The organism is Ruthenibacterium intestinale (assembly GCF_040096265.1).
Taxonomy (GTDB): Bacteria; Bacillota; Clostridia; order Oscillospirales; family Ruminococcaceae; genus Ruthenibacterium; species Ruthenibacterium komagatae.
The window spans coordinates 12,394-30,614 of record NZ_JBBMFA010000100.1; the positions used below are offsets into that span (position 1 = coordinate 12,394).

At 54.5% G+C, this 18,221-nt stretch carries 26 protein-coding genes; all 26 read right to left on the reverse strand.

The annotated features are described in order from the left end of the window. Positions 1-8: 8 nt before the first annotated feature. The 26 genes from rplX to WMO24_RS11140 all read right to left on the reverse strand — a co-directional run bounded on the left by rplX (position 9) and on the right by WMO24_RS11140 (position 18,213). The gene (rplX, locus tag WMO24_RS11015) at positions 9-323 is read right to left on the reverse strand and encodes a 50S ribosomal protein L24 (RefSeq protein ID WP_349216489.1); all 315 of its coding nucleotides are present in this window, start codon (positions 321-323) and stop codon (positions 9-11) included. A gap of 15 nt (positions 324-338) precedes the next feature. After that, the gene (rplN, locus tag WMO24_RS11020) at positions 339-707 is read right to left on the reverse strand and encodes a 50S ribosomal protein L14 (protein ID WP_349216490.1); all 369 of its coding nucleotides are present in this window, start codon (positions 705-707) and stop codon (positions 339-341) included. Between the two features lie 27 nt (positions 708-734). After that, complete coding sequence (gene rpsQ, locus WMO24_RS11025) at positions 735-989, reverse strand: 30S ribosomal protein S17 (RefSeq protein ID WP_349216491.1); 255 nt, start codon at positions 987-989, stop codon at positions 735-737. 17 nt (positions 990-1,006) lie between these two features. Then, a complete protein-coding gene (gene rpmC, locus WMO24_RS11030) occupies positions 1,007-1,207 on the reverse strand; it encodes a 50S ribosomal protein L29 (RefSeq protein ID WP_349216492.1) in 201 nt (66 codons plus the stop codon). 2 nt (positions 1,208-1,209) lie between these two features. Next, positions 1,210-1,626 carry a 50S ribosomal protein L16 gene (rplP, locus tag WMO24_RS11035; RefSeq protein ID WP_349216493.1) on the reverse strand — a complete coding sequence of 139 codons (417 nt, stop codon included), beginning with the start codon at positions 1,624-1,626 and terminating at the stop codon, positions 1,210-1,212. Continuing rightward, positions 1,626-2,348: a 30S ribosomal protein S3 gene (gene rpsC, locus WMO24_RS11040; protein WP_349216494.1), complete on the reverse strand. Its 723-nt coding sequence runs from the start codon at positions 2,346-2,348 to the stop codon at positions 1,626-1,628. The genes rplP and rpsC overlap by 1 nt, the downstream gene beginning before the upstream one ends. 14 nt (positions 2,349-2,362) lie before the next feature. After that, entirely contained in the window at positions 2,363-2,698 is a 336-nt protein-coding gene (rplV, locus tag WMO24_RS11045) for a 50S ribosomal protein L22 (protein ID WP_349216495.1), read from the reverse strand. Between the two features lie 20 nt (positions 2,699-2,718). Beyond that, positions 2,719-2,994, reverse strand: a complete 276-nt coding sequence (gene rpsS / locus WMO24_RS11050; protein ID WP_349216496.1) for a 30S ribosomal protein S19 — start codon at positions 2,992-2,994, stop codon at positions 2,719-2,721. 14 nt (positions 2,995-3,008) lie between these two features. Then, complete coding sequence (gene rplB / locus WMO24_RS11055; RefSeq protein WP_349216497.1) at positions 3,009-3,842, reverse strand: 50S ribosomal protein L2; 834 nt, start codon at positions 3,840-3,842, stop codon at positions 3,009-3,011. 75 nt (positions 3,843-3,917) lie between these two features. Beyond that, positions 3,918-4,214: a 50S ribosomal protein L23 gene (gene rplW, locus WMO24_RS11060; RefSeq protein WP_349216498.1), complete on the reverse strand. Its 297-nt coding sequence runs from the start codon at positions 4,212-4,214 to the stop codon at positions 3,918-3,920. Then, positions 4,214-4,837 (reverse strand): 50S ribosomal protein L4, encoded by a 624-nt coding sequence (gene rplD, locus WMO24_RS11065; RefSeq protein ID WP_349216499.1) that lies wholly within the window; start codon positions 4,835-4,837, stop codon positions 4,214-4,216. Before rplD ends, rplW begins: the two co-directional genes overlap by 1 nt. Before the next feature lie 15 nt (positions 4,838-4,852). Further along, entirely contained in the window at positions 4,853-5,485 is a 633-nt protein-coding gene (rplC, locus tag WMO24_RS11070; protein ID WP_349216500.1) for a 50S ribosomal protein L3, read from the reverse strand. Between the two features lie 113 nt (positions 5,486-5,598). After that, a complete protein-coding gene (gene rpsJ, locus WMO24_RS11075; RefSeq protein WP_349216501.1) occupies positions 5,599-5,910 on the reverse strand; it encodes a 30S ribosomal protein S10 in 312 nt (103 codons plus the stop codon). 444 nt (positions 5,911-6,354) lie between these two features. Beyond that, positions 6,355-8,118 (reverse strand): Rqc2 family fibronectin-binding protein, encoded by a 1,764-nt coding sequence (locus tag WMO24_RS11080; RefSeq protein WP_349216502.1) that lies wholly within the window; start codon positions 8,116-8,118, stop codon positions 6,355-6,357. A gap of 14 nt (positions 8,119-8,132) precedes the next feature. Next, entirely contained in the window at positions 8,133-8,906 is a 774-nt protein-coding gene (locus WMO24_RS11085) for a Nif3-like dinuclear metal center hexameric protein (protein WP_349216503.1), read from the reverse strand. Then, the gene (locus WMO24_RS11090) at positions 8,894-9,580 is read right to left on the reverse strand and encodes a class I SAM-dependent methyltransferase (protein WP_349216504.1); all 687 of its coding nucleotides are present in this window, start codon (positions 9,578-9,580) and stop codon (positions 8,894-8,896) included. The genes WMO24_RS11085 and WMO24_RS11090 overlap by 13 nt, the downstream gene beginning before the upstream one ends. After that, on the reverse strand, positions 9,573-9,785 hold the full coding sequence (locus WMO24_RS11095) for a DUF1858 domain-containing protein (RefSeq protein ID WP_349216505.1): 213 nt from the start codon (positions 9,783-9,785) through the stop codon (positions 9,573-9,575). Before WMO24_RS11095 ends, WMO24_RS11090 begins: the two co-directional genes overlap by 8 nt. A gap of 76 nt (positions 9,786-9,861) precedes the next feature. Beyond that, positions 9,862-10,596: an elongation factor P 5-aminopentanone reductase gene (gene ymfI / locus WMO24_RS11100; RefSeq protein WP_349216506.1), complete on the reverse strand. Its 735-nt coding sequence runs from the start codon at positions 10,594-10,596 to the stop codon at positions 9,862-9,864. Next, positions 10,578-11,066, reverse strand: a complete 489-nt coding sequence (locus WMO24_RS11105) for a nucleoside deaminase (RefSeq protein ID WP_349216507.1) — start codon at positions 11,064-11,066, stop codon at positions 10,578-10,580. Before WMO24_RS11105 ends, ymfI begins: the two co-directional genes overlap by 19 nt. A 14-nt stretch (positions 11,067-11,080) precedes the next feature. Beyond that, positions 11,081-12,049, reverse strand: a complete 969-nt coding sequence (locus tag WMO24_RS11110) for a CPBP family intramembrane glutamic endopeptidase (protein WP_349216508.1) — start codon at positions 12,047-12,049, stop codon at positions 11,081-11,083. Positions 12,050-12,165: 116 nt separating this feature from the next. Next, positions 12,166-12,525 (reverse strand): hypothetical protein, encoded by a 360-nt coding sequence (locus tag WMO24_RS11115; RefSeq protein WP_349216509.1) that lies wholly within the window; start codon positions 12,523-12,525, stop codon positions 12,166-12,168. Positions 12,526-12,655: 130 nt separating this feature from the next. Continuing rightward, on the reverse strand, positions 12,656-14,593 hold the full coding sequence (locus WMO24_RS11120; RefSeq protein ID WP_349216510.1) for a bifunctional 4-hydroxy-3-methylbut-2-enyl diphosphate reductase/30S ribosomal protein S1: 1,938 nt from the start codon (positions 14,591-14,593) through the stop codon (positions 12,656-12,658). 11 nt (positions 14,594-14,604) lie between these two features. After that, positions 14,605-15,222, reverse strand: coding sequence for a lysophospholipid acyltransferase family protein (locus tag WMO24_RS11125; RefSeq protein ID WP_349216511.1), 618 nt, complete (start codon positions 15,220-15,222; stop codon positions 14,605-14,607). Between the two features lie 13 nt (positions 15,223-15,235). Continuing rightward, complete coding sequence (gene cmk, locus WMO24_RS11130; protein ID WP_349216512.1) at positions 15,236-15,898, reverse strand: (d)CMP kinase; 663 nt, start codon at positions 15,896-15,898, stop codon at positions 15,236-15,238. Then, positions 15,895-17,127: a BaiN/RdsA family NAD(P)/FAD-dependent oxidoreductase gene (locus WMO24_RS11135; protein WP_349216513.1), complete on the reverse strand. Its 1,233-nt coding sequence runs from the start codon at positions 17,125-17,127 to the stop codon at positions 15,895-15,897. The genes cmk and WMO24_RS11135 overlap by 4 nt, the downstream gene beginning before the upstream one ends. A gap of 9 nt (positions 17,128-17,136) precedes the next feature. Beyond that, the gene (locus WMO24_RS11140) at positions 17,137-18,213 is read right to left on the reverse strand and encodes a hypothetical protein (protein ID WP_349216514.1); all 1,077 of its coding nucleotides are present in this window, start codon (positions 18,211-18,213) and stop codon (positions 17,137-17,139) included. Positions 18,214-18,221: the final 8 nt, after the last annotated feature.

The window sequence follows — 18,221 nt, forward strand, 5'->3', positions numbered from 1 at the left end:
CCCTTTCCTTAAAACTCGGCGCCGCATTTTTTGCAGACGCGTACTTTTTTACCATCTTTTTCCGTGTGGCCCACACGCGTGGCCTTGCCGCACTTGGGGCACACCGGCATCACCTTATCGGCATACAGCGCGCCCTCGGCTTTGACAATGCCACCCTGCTCGCCCTGACGGCGGGGTTTGACGTGTTTGGTCACCATATTGCGGCCTTCCACGATGACTTTGCCTTCCTTGGGGCTGACCTGCAAAACCTTACCAGAGTTACCGCGGTCTTTGCCGCTGATAATCATAACGGTGTCGCCGGTTTTAACATGAACTTTTGCCATTCTTGTAAAACCTCCTTACAGCGATTCCGGAGCAAGGCTGACGATTTTCAGATAGCCGCAATCGCGCAGTTCGCGGGCGACCGGCCCAAAAATACGGGTGCCTCTCGGGTTTTTGTCTTCGCGGATGATCACCGCGGCGTTCTCATCGAAGCGGATGTAGGAACCATCCTCACGGCGCAGGCCCTGTTTGCTGCGAACGACCACAGCCTTGACCACATCGCCTTTTTTCACTGTGCCATTGGGCGCTGCTTTCTTGACCGAAGCCACGATCACATCGCCAATGCCGGCATATCTCTTGCGGGAGCCGCCCAGCACACGAATGCACATAATTTCTTTCGCACCGGTGTTGTCGGCAACTTTGAGATAGCTTTGCATCTGTACCATAAGACAGAATCTCCTTTCAAAGCTGTGTTATTTCGCCTTCTCGACGATCTTGACCAGTCTCCAGCGCTTGTCTTTGCTCAGGGGACGAGTCTCCATGATCATCACGCGGTCGCCCACGCCGCACTCATTGTTTTCGTCGTGAGCTTTGAACTTCACGGTGCGCTTCATGATCTTTTTGTAGAGAGGGTGCTGCACGCTGTCTTTCACGGCGACAACAACGGTTTTATCCATTTTGTCGGACACAACCACACCCACGCGGGTCTTTCTCAAATTGCGTTCCATGTCTTTCCTCCCTCTCCTTATTGTGCGTCTTTCAGCTCATTGGCGCGCATCACAGTTTTGATGCGGGCAATGTCTTTTTTGACGGTCTCGATCCGGCCGGGGTTATCCAGCTGGTTGATGGCGTGCTGGAAGCGAAGGTTGAACAGCTCTTCTTTCAGCTCGCCCAGCTTTTTGGTCAGTTCGGCAGCGCTCATTTCGCGCAGTTCAGCTGCTTTCATGCTTATTCGACCTCCTCACGTTTGACAAACTTGCACTTGACAGGCAGTTTGTGAGCCGCCAGGCGCAGAGCCTCGCGAGCAACTTCTTCGCTGACGTCAGCCAGCTCAAACAGGACACGGCCGGGTTTCACAACGGCCACCCAGTACTCGGGGCTACCTTTACCGGAACCCATGCGGGTCTCGGCCGGTTTCTCGGTAACGGGTTTGTCCGGGAAAATTTTGATCCAGACTTTACCACCGCGCTTGATATAACGCGTCATGGCAATACGGGCGGCTTCGATCTGGTTGGAAGTGATCCAAGAGGGCTCGAGGGCAACAATGCCATACTCGCCCTGAGAAACTGTATTACCGCGCATCGCTTTGCCTTTCATGCGGCCGCGCTGAACACGACGGTATTTTACGCGTTTCGGCAGTAACATTATTTGTTGCCTCCTTCTTTGCGGGATGTCTCCTTGCGGGGAGCGGGTTTCGCGCCTTTCAGCACTTCACCTTTGTAGATCCAGACTTTTACGCCGATCTTACCATAAGTGGTGTTCGCCTCGGCAAAGCCGTAGTCGATGTCAGCGCGCAGAGTCTGCAGAGGAATGGTACCCTCATGATAGTGCTCGCTGCGGGCGATGTCCGCGCCGGCCAGACGGCCGCCGACCTGGATTTTGATGCCCTTGGCGGGAACAGCACCGGTGCCGCGGCGGGGGCTCATGGCATTGCGCATGCACATTTTAACCGCACGACGGAAAGAAACGCGGCGCTCCAGCTGAGCAGCAACGTCCTCAGCAGCCAGCTGAGCGTTGGTGGAGATGTTGTTGACCTCAACGATGTTCACATAAACATCCTTGTTGATCATTTTGGTGAGCTGAGCCTGCAGCTTCTCTTTCTCAGCGCCGCCTTTGCCGATCACCATGCCGGGTTTGGCGCAGTGAATGGTAACACGAACGCGGGGTTTGCCGGTCTGGCTGTCGAAGGTGCGCTCAATCTCAATTTTGGGGACGCCCGCATTGTACAGCTGTTTTTTCAGCACTTTGCGGATTTTGTAGTCCTCAACGAGGGTATCGCCGAAGTCACGTTTGGAGGTGTACCAGCGGCTGTCCCAATCTTTAATGACGCCCACGCGGATGCCGTGGGGATTGACTTTCTGACCCATACTGCTTAACCTCCTTACTCTTTCTCTTTGAGAACGACCGTGATGTGGCTGGTTCTCTTGAGGATTCTGTACGCACGGCCCTGTGCGCGAGGCATGACGCGTTTCAGCGTCGGGCCGGGAGTGACAAAGCACTCAGCAACATACAGGTTGTTTTTGTCCATGTTGTGGTTGTTTTCCGCATTGGCGGCAGCAGATTTCACCAGCTTGTAAAGGAGCTCAGAGGCGGCCTTCGGGGTGTACTGCAGAATCGCCAGCGCCTTGTCGACTTCCTGTCCGCGGATGAGATCCAGCACGACGGAAACCTTGCGGGGCGCGATGCGGGCGTATCTAAGATGTGCCCTTGCTTCCATTTGTAATCCTCTCCTATCCTTTATTTACCGGTCGTCTTGCCGCCGGCATGACCTTTGAACGTGCGGGTCGGCGCGAACTCGCCCAGCTTGTGGCCGACCATATCCTCGGTCACATAAACGGGAACGTGCTTGCGGCCGTCATGCACCGCGAAGGTGTGGCCGACGAAATCCGGGAAAATCGTAGAGGAGCGGCTCCAGGTTTTGAGCACTCTCTTTTCACCAGCTTCGTTCATCGCTTTCACGCGTTTGAGCAGCACCGGCTGTACGAAAGGTCCTTTTTTAACACTTCTGCCCATGTCAGCTCTCCTCCTTATTTCGAGTTGGCGCGTTTCACGATGAACTTATCGCTGCGCGCATGATGTTTGCGGGTCTTGTAACCCAGAGCAGGTTTGCCCCACGGGGTAACAGGGCCGGGACGGCCAACCGGGCTCTTGCCCTCACCGCCGCCGTGCGGGTGATCGCAGGGGTTCATGACAGAACCGCGAACCGTGGGACGCCAGCCCATGTGACGCTTGCGGCCAGCTTTACCGATGTTCACGTTCTCGTGATCGATGTTGCCGACCTGACCGACCGTAGCCACGCAGTTCATGGGAACGTTGCGCATCTCACCGGACGGCAGACGAACCAGAGCATATTTGCCCTCTTTCGCCATCAGCTGAGCCATGTTGCCGGCAGAGCGAACCAGCTGAGCGCCCTTGCCCGGATACAGCTCGATGTTGTGGATGATGGTACCAACAGGGATGTTGGCAAACGGCAGGCAGTTGCCCGGCTTGATGTCGGCGTTGGCGCCGCTCATCACGGTGTCGCCCACTTTCAGGCCTTCCGGAGCGATGATGTAGCGTTTTTCGCCATCCTCGTACTCCAGCAGCGCAATGTGCGCAGAACGGTTCGGGTCATACTCCATCGTTTTGACCGTAGCGGGAACATCCACTTTGTCGCGCTTGAAGTCGATCACACGATATTTGGTGCGGTTGCCGCCGCCATGATGACGGACGGTGATGCGACCGGTGTTGTTGCGGCCAGCGGATTTTTTCATCGGCTCCAGCAGGCTGCGCTCCGGCGCAACTTTCGACAGGCAGCTGTAATCGGTCGTGGTCATACCACGGCGACCCGGCGTAGTCGGTTTATACTTTTTAATAGCCATGTCTTTTCCTCTTTCTCTTATGATGTGTTATCGGAGTCATATCTCCATAGCTGAGCCCTGCTCGGGCTCCCGTGCTTAGATCATGGACTCGAAGAACTCGATGCCCTTGGAATCCTTGGTAAGGGTAACGATCGCTTTCTTGGAAGCGGCAGTGTAACCTGCGTGCATACCCTGGCGGCGATAACGGCCGCGCACGGAGATGGTGTTGACCTTGGCGACCTTCACGCCGAACAGTTCTTCGGCAGCGCGGGCAATGTCAACTTTGGTGGCGTTGGTCGCAACTTTGAAGGAATACTTCTTGTCAGCGATGCCAGCCATGGAAGCCTCGGTGATGACCGGGGCGAGGATGATGTCCTGAGCGGGAGTTTTCATTACGCAAATACCTCCTCGAGTTTCTTGGCAGCATCCACGCTGATGACGAACTTGCCGCCGTTCAGCACTTCATAGGTGTTGATGTTGTCAGCAGTGGTGGTCTTTACGCCCGGGATGTTGGCAGCGCTCTTCACGAGCTTGGCATCCACAGCCGGGGTAACGATCAGCGCTTTTTTCGTAACGCCGACAGCCGTCAGCATGTTGGCAACCGTCTTGGTCTTGTACTCGGCAGCCTCGATTTTGTCGACCACAACGATTTCGCCGGACTGTGCCTTGCTGCTCAGCGCAGACAGCAGAGCCAGACGTTTTACCTTCTTATTCAGACGGAAGGAGTAGTCGCGGGGCTTGGGGCCAAGCGCGATGCCGCCGTGTGTCCACTGCGGGCTGCGGGTAGAGCCCTGACGAGCGCGGCCGGTGCCTTTCTGGCGCCAGGGTTTGCGGCCACCGCCGGAAACCTCGCTGCGGGTCTTGGTGCTCTGAGTGCCCTGGCGCTGATTGGCCAGGAAGTTAACGATAGCCATGTGCATCACTTTCTCGTTGGGAGTGATGCCGAAGACGGCGTCGGAAAGCTCGATCGTGGAAACTTTCTTGCCGTTCATATCCAAAACGTCAAACTGTGCCATGATGCTTTCCTCCTCTTACGCTTTCACGCTATCGGTGATGCAAACCACGCTGCCCTTCGGGCCGGGGATCGCGCCTTTGATAGCGATCAGATTGTTTTCTGCGTCAACCTTGACGACTTTCAGGTTCTGCACGGTAACGCGCTCGGCGCCCAGATGGCCAGGCAGTTTCTTGCCTTTGAACACGCGGGACGGAGAAGAGCAAGCGCCCATGGAACCAGCGTGACGGGAAACAGGGCCGGTGCCGTGGCTCTCACGCAGACGGTGACCGTTCCAGCGCTTGATGGTGCCGGCATAGCCTTTACCTTTGCTGGTGCCAACCACGTCAATGTGATCGCCCGCTGCAAAAACATCCGCTTTCAGAATGTCGCCGATGTTCATGCCGCTGATGTCCGCCAGACGGAACTCACGCAGGGTTTTTTTGGGAGCAACGTTCGCCTTGTCAAAATGACCTTTGGCGGGCTTCGTTACTTTCTTGGCGGAAATATCGCCAAAGCCCAGCTGAACCGCAACGTAGCCGTCGCTTTCCACTGTCTTCTTCTGCACAACTGTGCAGGGGCCGGCCTCGACCACAGTCACGGGAACCACTTTGCCGTTCTCGTCAAAAACCTGCGTCATGCCGATCTTTTTGCCGATGATACCTTTTTGCATTTCTTTTTGCCTCCTAACAGGTTATTGGTTGATGCCCTTTGGCACCAACATGACCTCTCCGAACAGAGCTGATTGAGAGAGCCCTGCTGCATTATCTTCCTTTTACAGAAGAATTACAGCTTGATCTCGATATCAACGCCGGCGGGGAGCTGCAGGCTCGTGAGAGCCTCGACCGTCTTGTTGGACGGTTTCAGGATGTCGATCAGACGCTTGTGAGTGCGCATTTCGAACTGCTCGCGGCTGTCTTTGTACTTATGCACAGCGCGCAGGATGGTGACGACCTCTTTTTCAGTGGGAAGAGGGATGGGGCCGGAAACGCGGGCGCCGGTACGGCGGGCGGTTTCGACGATCTTCTCTGCCGCATTGTCGATGATCGTGGCATCGTAGCTCTTCAAACGAATCCTGATTTTCTCCTTGACTGCCATTTCTTTCGCCTCCTATAAAATTTGTTTAGGGGGGCTTTGTAAACACTGAACACTGAGCCGTGTGTTTCACGCCTTTGCATCAGAAAAGCCGGTGAACCGCTGTGCAGTTCGCCCGGACACACTTACCGCAAAGTACATGGACATTGGTTTGTGCGGAGTAACTCACACAAACTTGACCCTTCGCATCAGTATTTGTTCGCCCGGTTCTAATGATCGGACATACTCGGCGGAAAAACCCGTGGCTGAGCACGGCAACCTCCCGCGTCATCGCATATCTTTGCCCTGCGAAGATGCAGGGCACTCGCAGTCGCCTAATTATAATAGCAAAAACCCTCGCAGAATGCAAGGGTTTTTTAAGAAATTACTGAAATTTTTTCTGAAAATTTGTTTGCCTGCACAAATCACAAAATTCGGCCGGTCAAGTTAAAACTGCGCCTGCGCTTTTTACTTGACCGCGGCGGGAAGCGCCTGTTCCTCTACTGTAATATAAGTCGTCTCGTATGTGTCATACAAAACCATTCCCGGTTTCGCACCATTGGCCTTCCACACATTCCGCACCTGGGTATAGTCCACCGCCACCTTTGCCCCAGCCGACTGACTGGAATGCACAACCGCCAGCATTGCCGCCTCGGTCTTGGTACGGTCCGGCACTTCTTTTCCTTCACTGAGGACCACCACATGACTGCCGGGAGCATTTTTCACATGGAACCACCAGTCTCGCCCCCGGGCCGTCTTCAGCGTCAGACGATCGTTCTGCGTATTATTTCGCCCCACCAGGATTTCAAACCCATCGCCGGAACGGTAACGGAGGAAATCCGCCGGCTTCTGTTTTTTATCCCGCAGCTTGTAATACTTCAGATAACCCTGATTTTTCAGTTCCAGGCGGATCTCCCCCAGAGCCGCTTCGCCCTGCGCCGCTTCCACCTCATAGCGAACTGTTTCCAGATACGCAATCTCCGCATCGCTTTGCGCAATCAAATCCTTCAGCATGCGCGCTGCTGTCTGCTTCTTTTTATAATCCTTAAAATATTTCTGCGCATTGGCACTGGGTGAAAGACGCACATCCAGAGGAATCGTCACATCCGTTCCATCATAATAGTTGGTCACCGTCACCTGCCGCGCGCCTTTCTGAATCGCCCACAAATTCGCGCTCAATAATTCTCCGTAAATTCGCAGTTGATCCGAAGCCTCGCTTTGCGCCTGTTCCTCACGGCGGGCCGCCGCTTTGCGAACAGCACGTTCATAGAGATTGTGCACGGTTTTAGCCAGTTCCCGACTTTTTTGCCGCAGTCGTTCCGCCTTGTCTTTTTCCGCGTAATATCCTTCCAGCAGAGCCGAATAGCTGGCATAAGTTTTATGCTCTGCCTGTGTGCCATACTGCGTCAACGGCAAAAAACTGAACTCCACAGGGCGGCCATCCACAAGCACAGCGCAGGGACTTCCACCCTGCCGATACAGCGTCTGAATCTGCTCGATGGTCTTTACCAACGCCATCTTTTCCTCTTCATTCAGTTCCGTTCCGATTTTCTCATCGGGGCCAAAGGCCCGGTAAGCCGCCTCGCGGCAAACAACCGGCCCCACACCGCCGGTGACTTTGATCAACGCCTGCGCCACCGGAAGTTCCTTCTGTGTCACCGCCGCCACAACACCCACTGCGCTCGTATCCAAAAACGAAGCCTTTACAGGCTTGGGCGGAAGCTGATAAAGAAGTCCCGGCAACAACTGCCGCACCTCACTGTCCTCAAAGTCCACCCGTTTCAACGCATCGATGATTTTTCCTTCCTGTGCGGGATTGGCTTTGTTCTCTTTTTGAATCAAAACCAGATTGGAGTATCTCCCCATCAATTCCGCCGCAATGGTGTTGATCACCGTATCGCCCATTTCATTGGTGCACTGAAAATCAAAAAACAGGATACGTTCGTCGGGGATTCCGCGCACACAAAGCAGACGTCCGCCCGTGAAATGCTTGCGCAGAAGCATGCAGAACGAAGGCGGCACTGCCGGATTCTCAAACGTCTCCTGGGTGATGCATGCGCGCGCAGAACCGGAACGCGCAGACAAAAAGAGCCGAAAGTTCTCCGTCCGCGTACGCAGATTCAGCACCACTTCATCCCGCGTCGGCTCGAAAATTTTATCAATACGCGCATCTTTCAAACGCGCGTCCAGCTCTCTTCCCGTCAAAGACAGGGTAGCCGCATCCAAAGCCATCGCTCTTCTCCTTCTCAGTTCGTTTCATATTGAAAGGGATCATGGGATTCGCCCTGCTCCGGGCGATCCCATTCATAGACCGGCAATTCCGGGAACAGCTTGTGCAGACGCGCCGCCATCACCGGCACGATCCATTTTTCCGTGCCGTAATGTGTGGCCGCAACCGCCGCCATGCCCGCCTGCTGTGCATCCAGTGCCTCGTGATGGCTCATCTCTCCAGTCACCAAGCAGTCTGCACCAGCCGCCTGTGCCTGCGGCCAAAAATCTCCGCCGGCACCTGATACAACCGCTACCGTCCGAACCGTTCTCTCTTCTCCCGTCCAGGCAACCGATGTACCCAGCGAGTCTCGCACGTGCGCCGCCCACTGTGCCAGCGGCATCGGCTGTTCCAGTTCCCCAAAATACAGGAAATCCTCACCGGGACGGATATTCCGCAGACCGAGTTGTTGCGCCAGCGTTTCACACACGCCGCCCCGCGCCTTATCCAGATTGGTATGGGCGCACAAAGCGGTGACCCCATTCCGAACCAAAACAGCCGGAACACTTTCGCGCGACAATTTCTTCATCGGACGAAAAATCACCGGATGATGCGACAGAACCAGGTTGCATCCTTTTTCAGCCGCCCACGCAACAGCTTCCGGTGTAATATCCAGCATGCAGCATATACCCGTGACGACTTCGTCCGGCCCCTGCACCAGAACGCCTACATTGTCCCACTCTTCCGCTGTGTCCCACGGGGCCCAGCGGCCGATTTCCTCATAAACCTCCGTCATGGTCACACGCTGCATTTTCTTGCCTCCTGTTCTATACGGCTCGCCAATACCAGGATATCCGCCTGCCGGTCCGGCTCCTTGACACCCCGCGCATACTTGCGCGCCAGAAGCGCCACATGCCCCAAATAAGCCGCTGCCGCCTCTGTCCGCTTGGCCGCCTTTCCCACCGCGCACGCAAACGCATCGTGCGTTTCCGGTTTAGCCGTATACTCCCAGCACATCACTGTATAAACCCGTCCGGCTGCCAGCACCGGTGTCTCGTCGATCAATGAAAAGCCGTGCGACCAAAGCCAGCCGCGCAAATGCGCATGCTTGGTTGGAGGCACGAAAATAAAACGCGTGCCGATTTCCAATGGAAACGGACACGCCTCAACAATATCACACGCCGTGATCCCCGAAACCCCGGCAATCACAACCGTCTGAACCTCCCCCGCCGAAAGCACGGAGAGGCCGTCTCCCAATCTGCACTCCACACGCTGCGCACAACCATACCGAAGCATTGTTTCCCGCGCACGTGCGAGAGGCGCCGGGCGTATATCCGCCGCGATCACCTGGCAGTTTTTCGCCGCCGCCAGATAAGCTGACAGTTTTCCATGATCGCAGCCAATATCCGCTACCGTGCTGCCCGGCCGCACAAAAGCGGCCGCAGCAGACAGGCGCGCATCCAGAACCGGAACCTGATCAACCAACGGCTGCCTCCAGTTTGGAAACCAGCTCCGCAGAGTCAATGCCGTGCACATAGCAAGCCTCTTCCAGCGTTTCAAACTGGTGCGACGGGCAGCCGATGCAGTGCATTCCCGCGCTCAGCAGCACGTTGACAACCGCTTCATAAACACCGTTATCCTGCGCTGTGCGCAGCAGTTCACCCATGGTCAGCTCTTTCGAAATATTCATTGAGACTTCAGCTCCTTTTTTCAATATCGTTGTTATCATACCCCAAAGGGACGTCTTTGGCAAGCCTTGTTTCAAGCTATATCACGAAGCCGCCATTCACGCCCAGCACCTGCCCGGTAATAAAGGAAGCTGCCGGCGACACAAGGAAGCGCACCGCCTGTGCCACGTCCTCCGGTGTTCCCAGGCGGCAGAGCGGCGTTTCATCCGCCAGCACCGCTTTATCCTCCTGCGAAAAAGAACGCATCATATCCGTTTCCACCGCGCCCGGCGCAACGCAGTTGACCGTGATCCCACTCGGGCCTTCCTCCTGCGCCAGCGCCTTTGTCATGCCAATCAGCGCCGCTTTGGCCGCGGAGTAATGCACCTCGCAGGAAGCGCCTACTTGTCCCCACATGGAGGAAAGATTGACGATTCTTCCCCATTTGCGCCGGATCATCTCAGGCAGAGCTTCCCGGCAGCACAAAAAGGCGCCACGAACATGAACCGCAAACATCTCATCCCACTCGGACGTGCTCAAATCGGAAAACAGCTTTTGCTGTGCTATCCCCGCGTTGTTAATCAGAATCTCCGTTGGCCCCAACGTTTCGCGAACCTGACGAAACAACCGCTGCACACTTTCCTCTTCCGCCACATTCACCTGAAAAGGAACCGCCGTCCCCCCGTTTGCTACAATCGCCCGGCACACTGCTTCAGCCTTTTCTCTTTGACTGCGATAGCAAACAGCCACCCGGTATCCATCAGCCCCCAAAGCCGTGGCAATGGCAGCGCCAATTCCGCGGGAAGCACCTGTAACTACTGCGGTTTTTTCCATTTGGGCTTATCTCCTCTCTTGCGCTGCAATCGAAGTCTTTCAAAAAACGCACGGAGCAGCGCCGCGCACTCCTCTTCCAGGAGACCGCTCTCCAAAACCGGTTTGTGGTTGAAAGGCATTTCAAACAAATTGGTCACGCTGCCGCAGCAGCCCGCTTTTTCATCTTTCGCGCCATACACCACACGCTTCAACCGGCTGTTGATGATCGCGCCTGTGCACATGGGGCACGGTTCCAGCGTCACAAAAAGCTCACATTGCCAAAGCCGCCATCCGCCCAATTTTCTGCACGCCTCATCAATTGCCAGAAGCTCGGCATGGTGCGTGGCATTTTTCTCCGTCTCTCGTGTATTGTGGGCGCGCGCGATGATCTCTCCATCCTTGGCAATCACCGCTCCCACCGGGACCTCTCCCAAATCTGCCGCAATGCGCGCCTGTTCCAGCGCAGCACGCATCAATGAAACATCATCCATTTTCTATTCTCTCCTCAGCCGAACAACGGCAATGCCGCCCGAATCGCCAGACCCACAAAAGTAAGTAAAAACAAAGGAGAAGTAAGCAGCCGCTCCAATCGACTCTGACGGTTTTTGGGGTCATACACACGCGGGATCGGCTTAAACAGACGCATCAGCTTTTTGCGGTGAATCACCACTGCACAGCCAACGGCCGCGCCACAGAAAATCATGGTCAGATAAACCGTCAGACCAAACGCCGAAACACCGTCCAGCTTTTGCGTGGCATACAAAAAGCAAAAGGACATGGTATTGTTGGCCAGATGCACCACCATTCCGGCGGCAAGCGATCCCGTACAGTAAGCAGCCAGTCCCATCAGCACAGACGCCACAAACGTTGCCGGCATCTGCGCAATGTCCTGATGCAAAAGAGAAAAAAGCACGGAAGAAACAACAATGGAAAACCAGGCTCCCCAATGAGACAACAGCTTCTGCACCGCACCGCGCACAAACAGCTCCTCAAAAATTGCGGGAATCACGCAGATTCCAAGAAAATAAAGCAGCATAGCAAAGCCACTCTTTGGAAGGCGGACGCTCTCCGGCGTCTGATATGAAGTATACGATTCCAAAAAACGCTGAAGCGTACTGGTCCCCAGGCTGCATGCCAGACTGATGCCCAAAAACACCGGCACAAACAGCCACAGTTCACCTTTTCGCGGCAAATCGAAAGAAATATGCAAACGCATGGAACTGTTGCGCACCGCCGCCTTCATCATTCCAAAGGCCAGAATCAGGCCCGCCGCCGGCAGGATCAAATTGCAGATTCCCAAAATCCATTCGGGAACAGCGATCGGATTGTCCAGCGTTGCGCTCGCATGGAAAAAGCCAAACAATTTTTCAGCGCCCAGGCGCAGCAAAGCGGTGCTTCCCAGATAGACCCACGCCGCTAATGCGGTCAAATTTGCCACATATTTCAGCCGGTCGCCCTGCCGCCGCTTCGCCATTGCCGCTGCCTCCCCTCATCCGAATTCTTTTTCAGTATACCAAAAACTGGGTGGGATGAACAGCTTTTTTGTCGCAGTTTAAAAGAAAAAGGACGTTCGTCCCGCTGAACGCCTTTCTATTCAGGTCCTTCCTCGCAAATGTATTCGACCTGTGCATGCTTGCTGTTGGACTCCTTCAATTCCGTTTCTCCAGCAGAAAAAGAATAAAAGACTTTCACATGCTGGTCCGCCTGAAGATGGTCCTGCACTTTGATGGTGGCCCCCAGCAGAGAAAACACGTATTCTCTGCCGTCATCCGCACGGAGGAACAAACTTTTTGACGAGGCATCCAGCACTGTCCCGCTCACTGTAGAACACCCGTCCAAGTTTACACCGTCCGACCAGATAGATGCCGGTTCTCGCACAATTTCTCCGCACCCCGTCAACAGCAAGATCCATGCCGCCAATATGCCGAACACCCAAATTCTGTTTTTCATCCGCTCTTCCCCTTCTGCCAAACTTGTCACACTGACAGTATATGCACCTGACAGCAGCATTATCCGGACAACCTGTGAGCGACAAAAAACGGCAGACTGCTTTCAACAGTCTGCCGTTTCTACTTGCATTTTACTCCGCCTCGGTCTCTTCAGCTTCTTCAGCCGCGTCATCCGCCAGCAGCGCCTTCATGGAAAGGCTGATGCGCTTTTTGTCATAATCTACGTCGATCAGTTTCACGCGAACTTCCTGACCCACGCTGAGCACATCGGGAACTTTCTCCACGCGCTCGCGAGAAATCTCGCTGATGTGTACCAGTCCATCCACACCGGGCAGGATGCGTACAAACGCACCAAACTTGGTGATGGAAACAACCGGAGCCGTGAACTCGCTGCCAATGGGATACTCGGCTTTGAATTTCTCCCAAGGATTGTCCTCAGCCTTCTTGTAGCCCAGAGAAACCTTCTTGTTCTCCGTATCCAGATCTTTCACATAAACCTCGATGGTGTCGCCCACATTCACAACCTCAGAAGGATGTTTGATGCGGTTCCAGGACAGCTCGCTGATATGTACCAGCCCGTCCACACCACCGATGTCAACAAACGCGCCGTAATTGGTCAGGCTCTTGACAACGCCGGTATATTTCTTGCCGATCTCAACGTCGCTCCAGAACGCCTCGCGCTTCTTGTCGGCCTCTTCCGCCAGCACTTCGCGGATGGAACCCACAATGTGACGACCCTCGCACTGTTTGATTTTCAGTTTCACATTCTGTTTCACCAGCGCGGTGTAATCCTCGCTGTGACGCAACGTGGCCTGAGAACGGGGAATGAACACGCGGACATTTTTCACCAGCGCAACCAAACCGCCGGAGTTTGCCTCGGTGACATAACCGTCCATGATCTCACCGCTTTCCACAGCAGCAGCCACTTCTTCTTTGCCCTTGTTCTCATCAAAACGCTTTTTGGACAGGTAGACGATGCCTTCCTGGTCGTTCACTTTCGTCACAATGAGGTCGAGCTCGTCACCTTTCTTGACCAGATCTTCCGCCTTGGCAGAAGGGTCATTAGTGAGTTCCTCAAGCTTGACGAAACCAGTCTGCTTCGTGCCGATGTCAACCTGGATCTCGCTGGGAGCCACAGCGGTGACAATGCCCTTGACGACCTTTCCGTTGTAAATCGGCTTCAAGGAAGCGTCGATCATCTCCTCAAAGCTCAGTTCCTCTTCACGAATTTCCTCGCTCATACTGCTCAGTACCTCCTCAATAATAGACGACGGTGTAGACGCACCCGCGGTCACACCGACTTTCTGCACTCCATCAAACCAACCTTTTTGCAGTTCGGCTGCGGTCTCAATGGAAACCGCTTTTGTGTAGTGCCCTGCCACTGTGACCAGCTTTTGGGTATTGGAAGAATGCCGACCGCCAATGATGATCATCAGATCGCACTGTCTGGCCAAACACTCTGCCTCGTGCTGCCTCGCCCATGTAGCATTACATATTGTATCAAATATCTCGAGATTTGTATAGACTTTTTTGAGAAACTCTACACATTCCCGCCATTTTTTTGCTTCAAAAGTGGTTTGCGCAACCACAAATCCTCCATTTTTGGAAATTTCTGGCAAATTTAAGCGTTCCAGTTCTTCCAAATTTGAAAAAACAAAAACCGGTCCGGTGGTATGCCCCACGATTCCAACAACTTCCGGATGCGTACTGTCACCCGCCACCAAAAGCGGTTTTCCCTCTTCTCCGGCACGCTGTGCCAGACGATGAATTTTTGCCACAAAGGGACAGGTCGCATCGTGCACCACAGCTCCCTGTGCCCGCAGGCTCTCATACACAGACGCCGGAACACCATGGCTTCGGATGACAACTTCAAAACCTGCCGGCAGATCCGCCGCGTCATCCACTGTCACCGCGCCCTTTGCCTCAAGGTCCGCCACACACTGCGGATTATGGATCAGCGGGCCAAGTGTTGCCACTTTGTGCCCCTGTTCCAAAAGATCATAGGTCAATTTAACCGCCCGGTCTACGCCGAAGCAGAACCCGGCTGTTTTTGCTCTGATTATCTCCATAACGATTTCCTTCACAAATATTGCTGATTTTCAGCAAGCAGCTGTTCCAGCGCCTCTGTCAAAAGCTGTTTGCACTCACGCAGACGTGCAGCGCTGCGCGGCTGTCCCAATGTCAGCTTTTCAGCGGGAATCGGCTTTCCAAAAACAACTGTGCAGTGGCCAAACAGTTTCATTTTACCGCCTTTGTAAATAACGCGGCAGGGAATCATATCCACGCCCGCCTGTGCCGCCACAACAAACGCCCCGGATTTCAGTTTGCCCAGATTTCCGTCTTTGGAACGGGTTCCCTCGGGAAAAATCAGCAATCCCTGTCCTTTGCGGACGCACTCAATTGCCTGGTCCACCACAGCGGTGTCTCCCTTTCCCCTGTGGACCGGAACAACGCCCACGTGGCGGAAAAACCAGCTGAAAAAGGGATTGATCTGAAACAACTCTTCTTTTCCCATCACCAGCATACGCCGACCCCAGAAACGGGCGAGCACGACAAATACCGGATCCAGCGCAGACACGTGATTGGGCGCCAACACAAAACCCCGGTCATGAATCAGATTCTCCCGCCCGATGACTTTGATACGAAAAGCCAGGTGCCAGACCACCCAGGCCAGCGGCACAATGATACAGTAAAGCATAATCCTTCTCTCCTTACAGACGCTCCTGAATCACCTGTTTGAGGCGTTCAAAAGACTCCTCAAAACTGCAGCCGGTCGTATCCACCAGCACTGCATCCGGAGCGGGTTTTAAGGGAGCCAGCGCGCGGTTGGAATCCTGATCGTCACGCCGCCGCACGTCTTCCAGTACGGTCTCATAGCTGACGGTCTCTCCCCGTGCCTGCAGTTCTTCATAACGACGCCGTGCCCGTTCTTCAGGAGAAGCCGTCAGAAAAATTTTGATTTGTGCATGCGGCAGGATCACCGTTCCGATGTCGCGCCCATCCATCAGCACATTGTTTTTTTCCGCCAGGCTTCGCTGCGTGTCCAGCAAAAAGGCGCGCACCGCAGGAATGGCAGATACATCAGAGGCAGCCATGGAAATTTGCTCTGTCCGGATCTGGCCGGACACATCCTCACCGTTCAAAAACACATGCTGGGTTCCGTCCTGGTATGCCAGGCGAATCTCCGTACGGGGCAAAAGCGCGGCCACTCCATCCGCATCTTTCGGGTTTACTCCATTTTTCACAGCACAGAGTCCTACTGTGCGGTACATGGCTCCTGTATCCACATAAATATAACCGAACCAAGCCGCCAGCCGGCGTGCCAGTGTGGATTTTCCCGCACCGGACGGTCCATCAATTGCAATTGCGATCATTCTCTTCTCTCCTCCATATGCATGGCAGCGGCATATGCCGTGGCAAATGCGATGCCTAAATTGTAACCGCCCGTGTAGGCGTCCACGTCCAACACCTCGCCTGCAAACGCAAGGCCCGGACAGCATTTACTCTGCATGGTTTTGGGGTCCACTTCCCGGACCTGCACGCCGCCGCTGGTGATTACCGCATGCTGCAAATCCCCTTTTTCTTTCAGGGCAATGGGGAATGCCTTCAAAAGTTCACACAGGGCACGCCGTTCTGCACGGGTGATCTGATTCACCTTCTTATCCGGCTCCACTCCCCATTTTTCAAGCATAACAGGGCGCATGCTGGCCGGAAGAAGTTTATCCAAACAGCTTTTTGCCTCTTTCCCGGCAAACTGCAAAAAATCTGAATCAATGCGTTTTTCCAGCTTCTCGAAACTGAGCGCCGGTTTCAAGTCCACCGAAAGGCGATAGGAATATTTCTTCATATCACGAATGTGCGCACTGGCGCTGAGGACCAGCGGACCGGACACGCCAAAATGAGTGAACAGCATCTCGCCCATTTCCCGGAACAGAACCTTTTTGCCCTCATACAGCGTCAGCTCCACATTGCGAAGCGGCAGTCCCATCATCCGTTTGCATACATTGCCGTCTTCCACCAGAGAAACCAGGCTCGGCTCCGGTGGAACGACTGTGTGCCCCGCCTGCCTTGCCAACCGATAACCGTCGCCCGTAGAGCCTGTGACCGGATAGGAAACGCCGCCTGTGGCCACCACGACCCAGTCGGCGCGAAGCTTCTGCCCATTCACCAGTTCCACACCTTTGCATACACCGTCCTCCAGCAACAAGGACTTGGCGCCCGTGAAAAGAATGGTTGCGCCTTCCGCCCAACGCAAAAGAGCATCCAAAATATCCTGCGCGCGGTCGCTTTGCGGAAACACCCGGCGGCCCCGCTCCACTTTCAGCGGAACAGCCAGCTGCTGCTCAAAAAGCTGCATGACAAATGAGGGCGGACATGCGCTCAGCGCGGAATAAAGAAACCGCGGATTGCGGCGCACATGCTTCAAAAATTCGTCCGGCTCGCACGCGTTGGTCAGGTTGCAGCGCCCTTTGCCGGTGACCAGAATTTTTCTTCCCGGTCGGGGCATATGTTCCAGAACCGTGACCTGATGTCCTGCGCGCACAGCTGCTCCGGCGCAAAACAGGCCGGCAGCGCCGGCCCCTATGATTAAAACAGTTGCCAAAATTTCCTCCTAGAGATCAAACAGATTTTCCGGATAAAAGCGATACATTGCCTGGTCGGAGCAATGCAGCCCATCGTAAAAATCCAGTGCGCTCAGGCCGCACTTGGACGGATCAAAAGAGCCGAACAGACGCACACCGCAGGTTTCCGCAATCTGCTGCACCACCGGCTCCACCATCAGAATCTTCGTATAAAGTTCCGTCTGTGTCATATAGGTATAATATTCCGGATGGAACGGCGGCAGCATCAGCGCGACCTGCACACCGTCTTCCTGCATGGAAGTGATAAAAGCGATCAGCTGATTCTCCAGATTGGCGGACACGGTCGTAAAGTTTTTCGCAAATTCCGGCGTTGCAATGATGTAGTTCACCGCCCGGTCATGCGTCTGGTCTTCCTGCACGTTCCGCAGTTCCTGATTGTAACAATATGTTCCATCCGCCCGGCGCATATCCGTGTCTGTATAAAACGAATCCGTCGCCACAGGGTCCCGGTCATTCTGAAGGCCTTTTTTTAAATAGTCCAAACTGGATTGAAAATACGGCAACGAAACAGCCTGACTCCACTTCTGCGTCAGCTTTTTCAAAGAAAACTGCGCCGCTTCCGTCTGTACCGGCAACAGCCCGTTTTCCTTGCAAAACGCCTCGTAACCATCGGTCATTGCCCGCGGCTCCTGCGTTTCCTCGCACAAAAACCAGCAATCGACCACCAAAATCACCCGTTCGGGTGTAAATCCATTCTCCCGAAACAAACGGTAAGCTGAAATACAGTCGCGCAAATCCGCGCCTGTCATTCCTGCGCAGAATGTATTTTCGTCCCCCGTCAGTTCCTTTGTGATCTGCATGGAATGACTGGATCCAAGAACCAGCGTACCAATGGGGTCTTTTCGGAGCGATACATATTCTTCCATAAACAACCGGTCATCCATATTACGCAGATTGGAGGCATTTTCTCCGCCGGCCAAAATCTCCGCCACCGTGCGCTCATAGCCGGTGCGAAGCACATTGGCCGGATCTGCATAAAAATTGACACCCACGATCAGAATCACAAACGGAAGAAAGCACAGCGCTCCTTTTAAAAAACGTTTCATGCCATCCC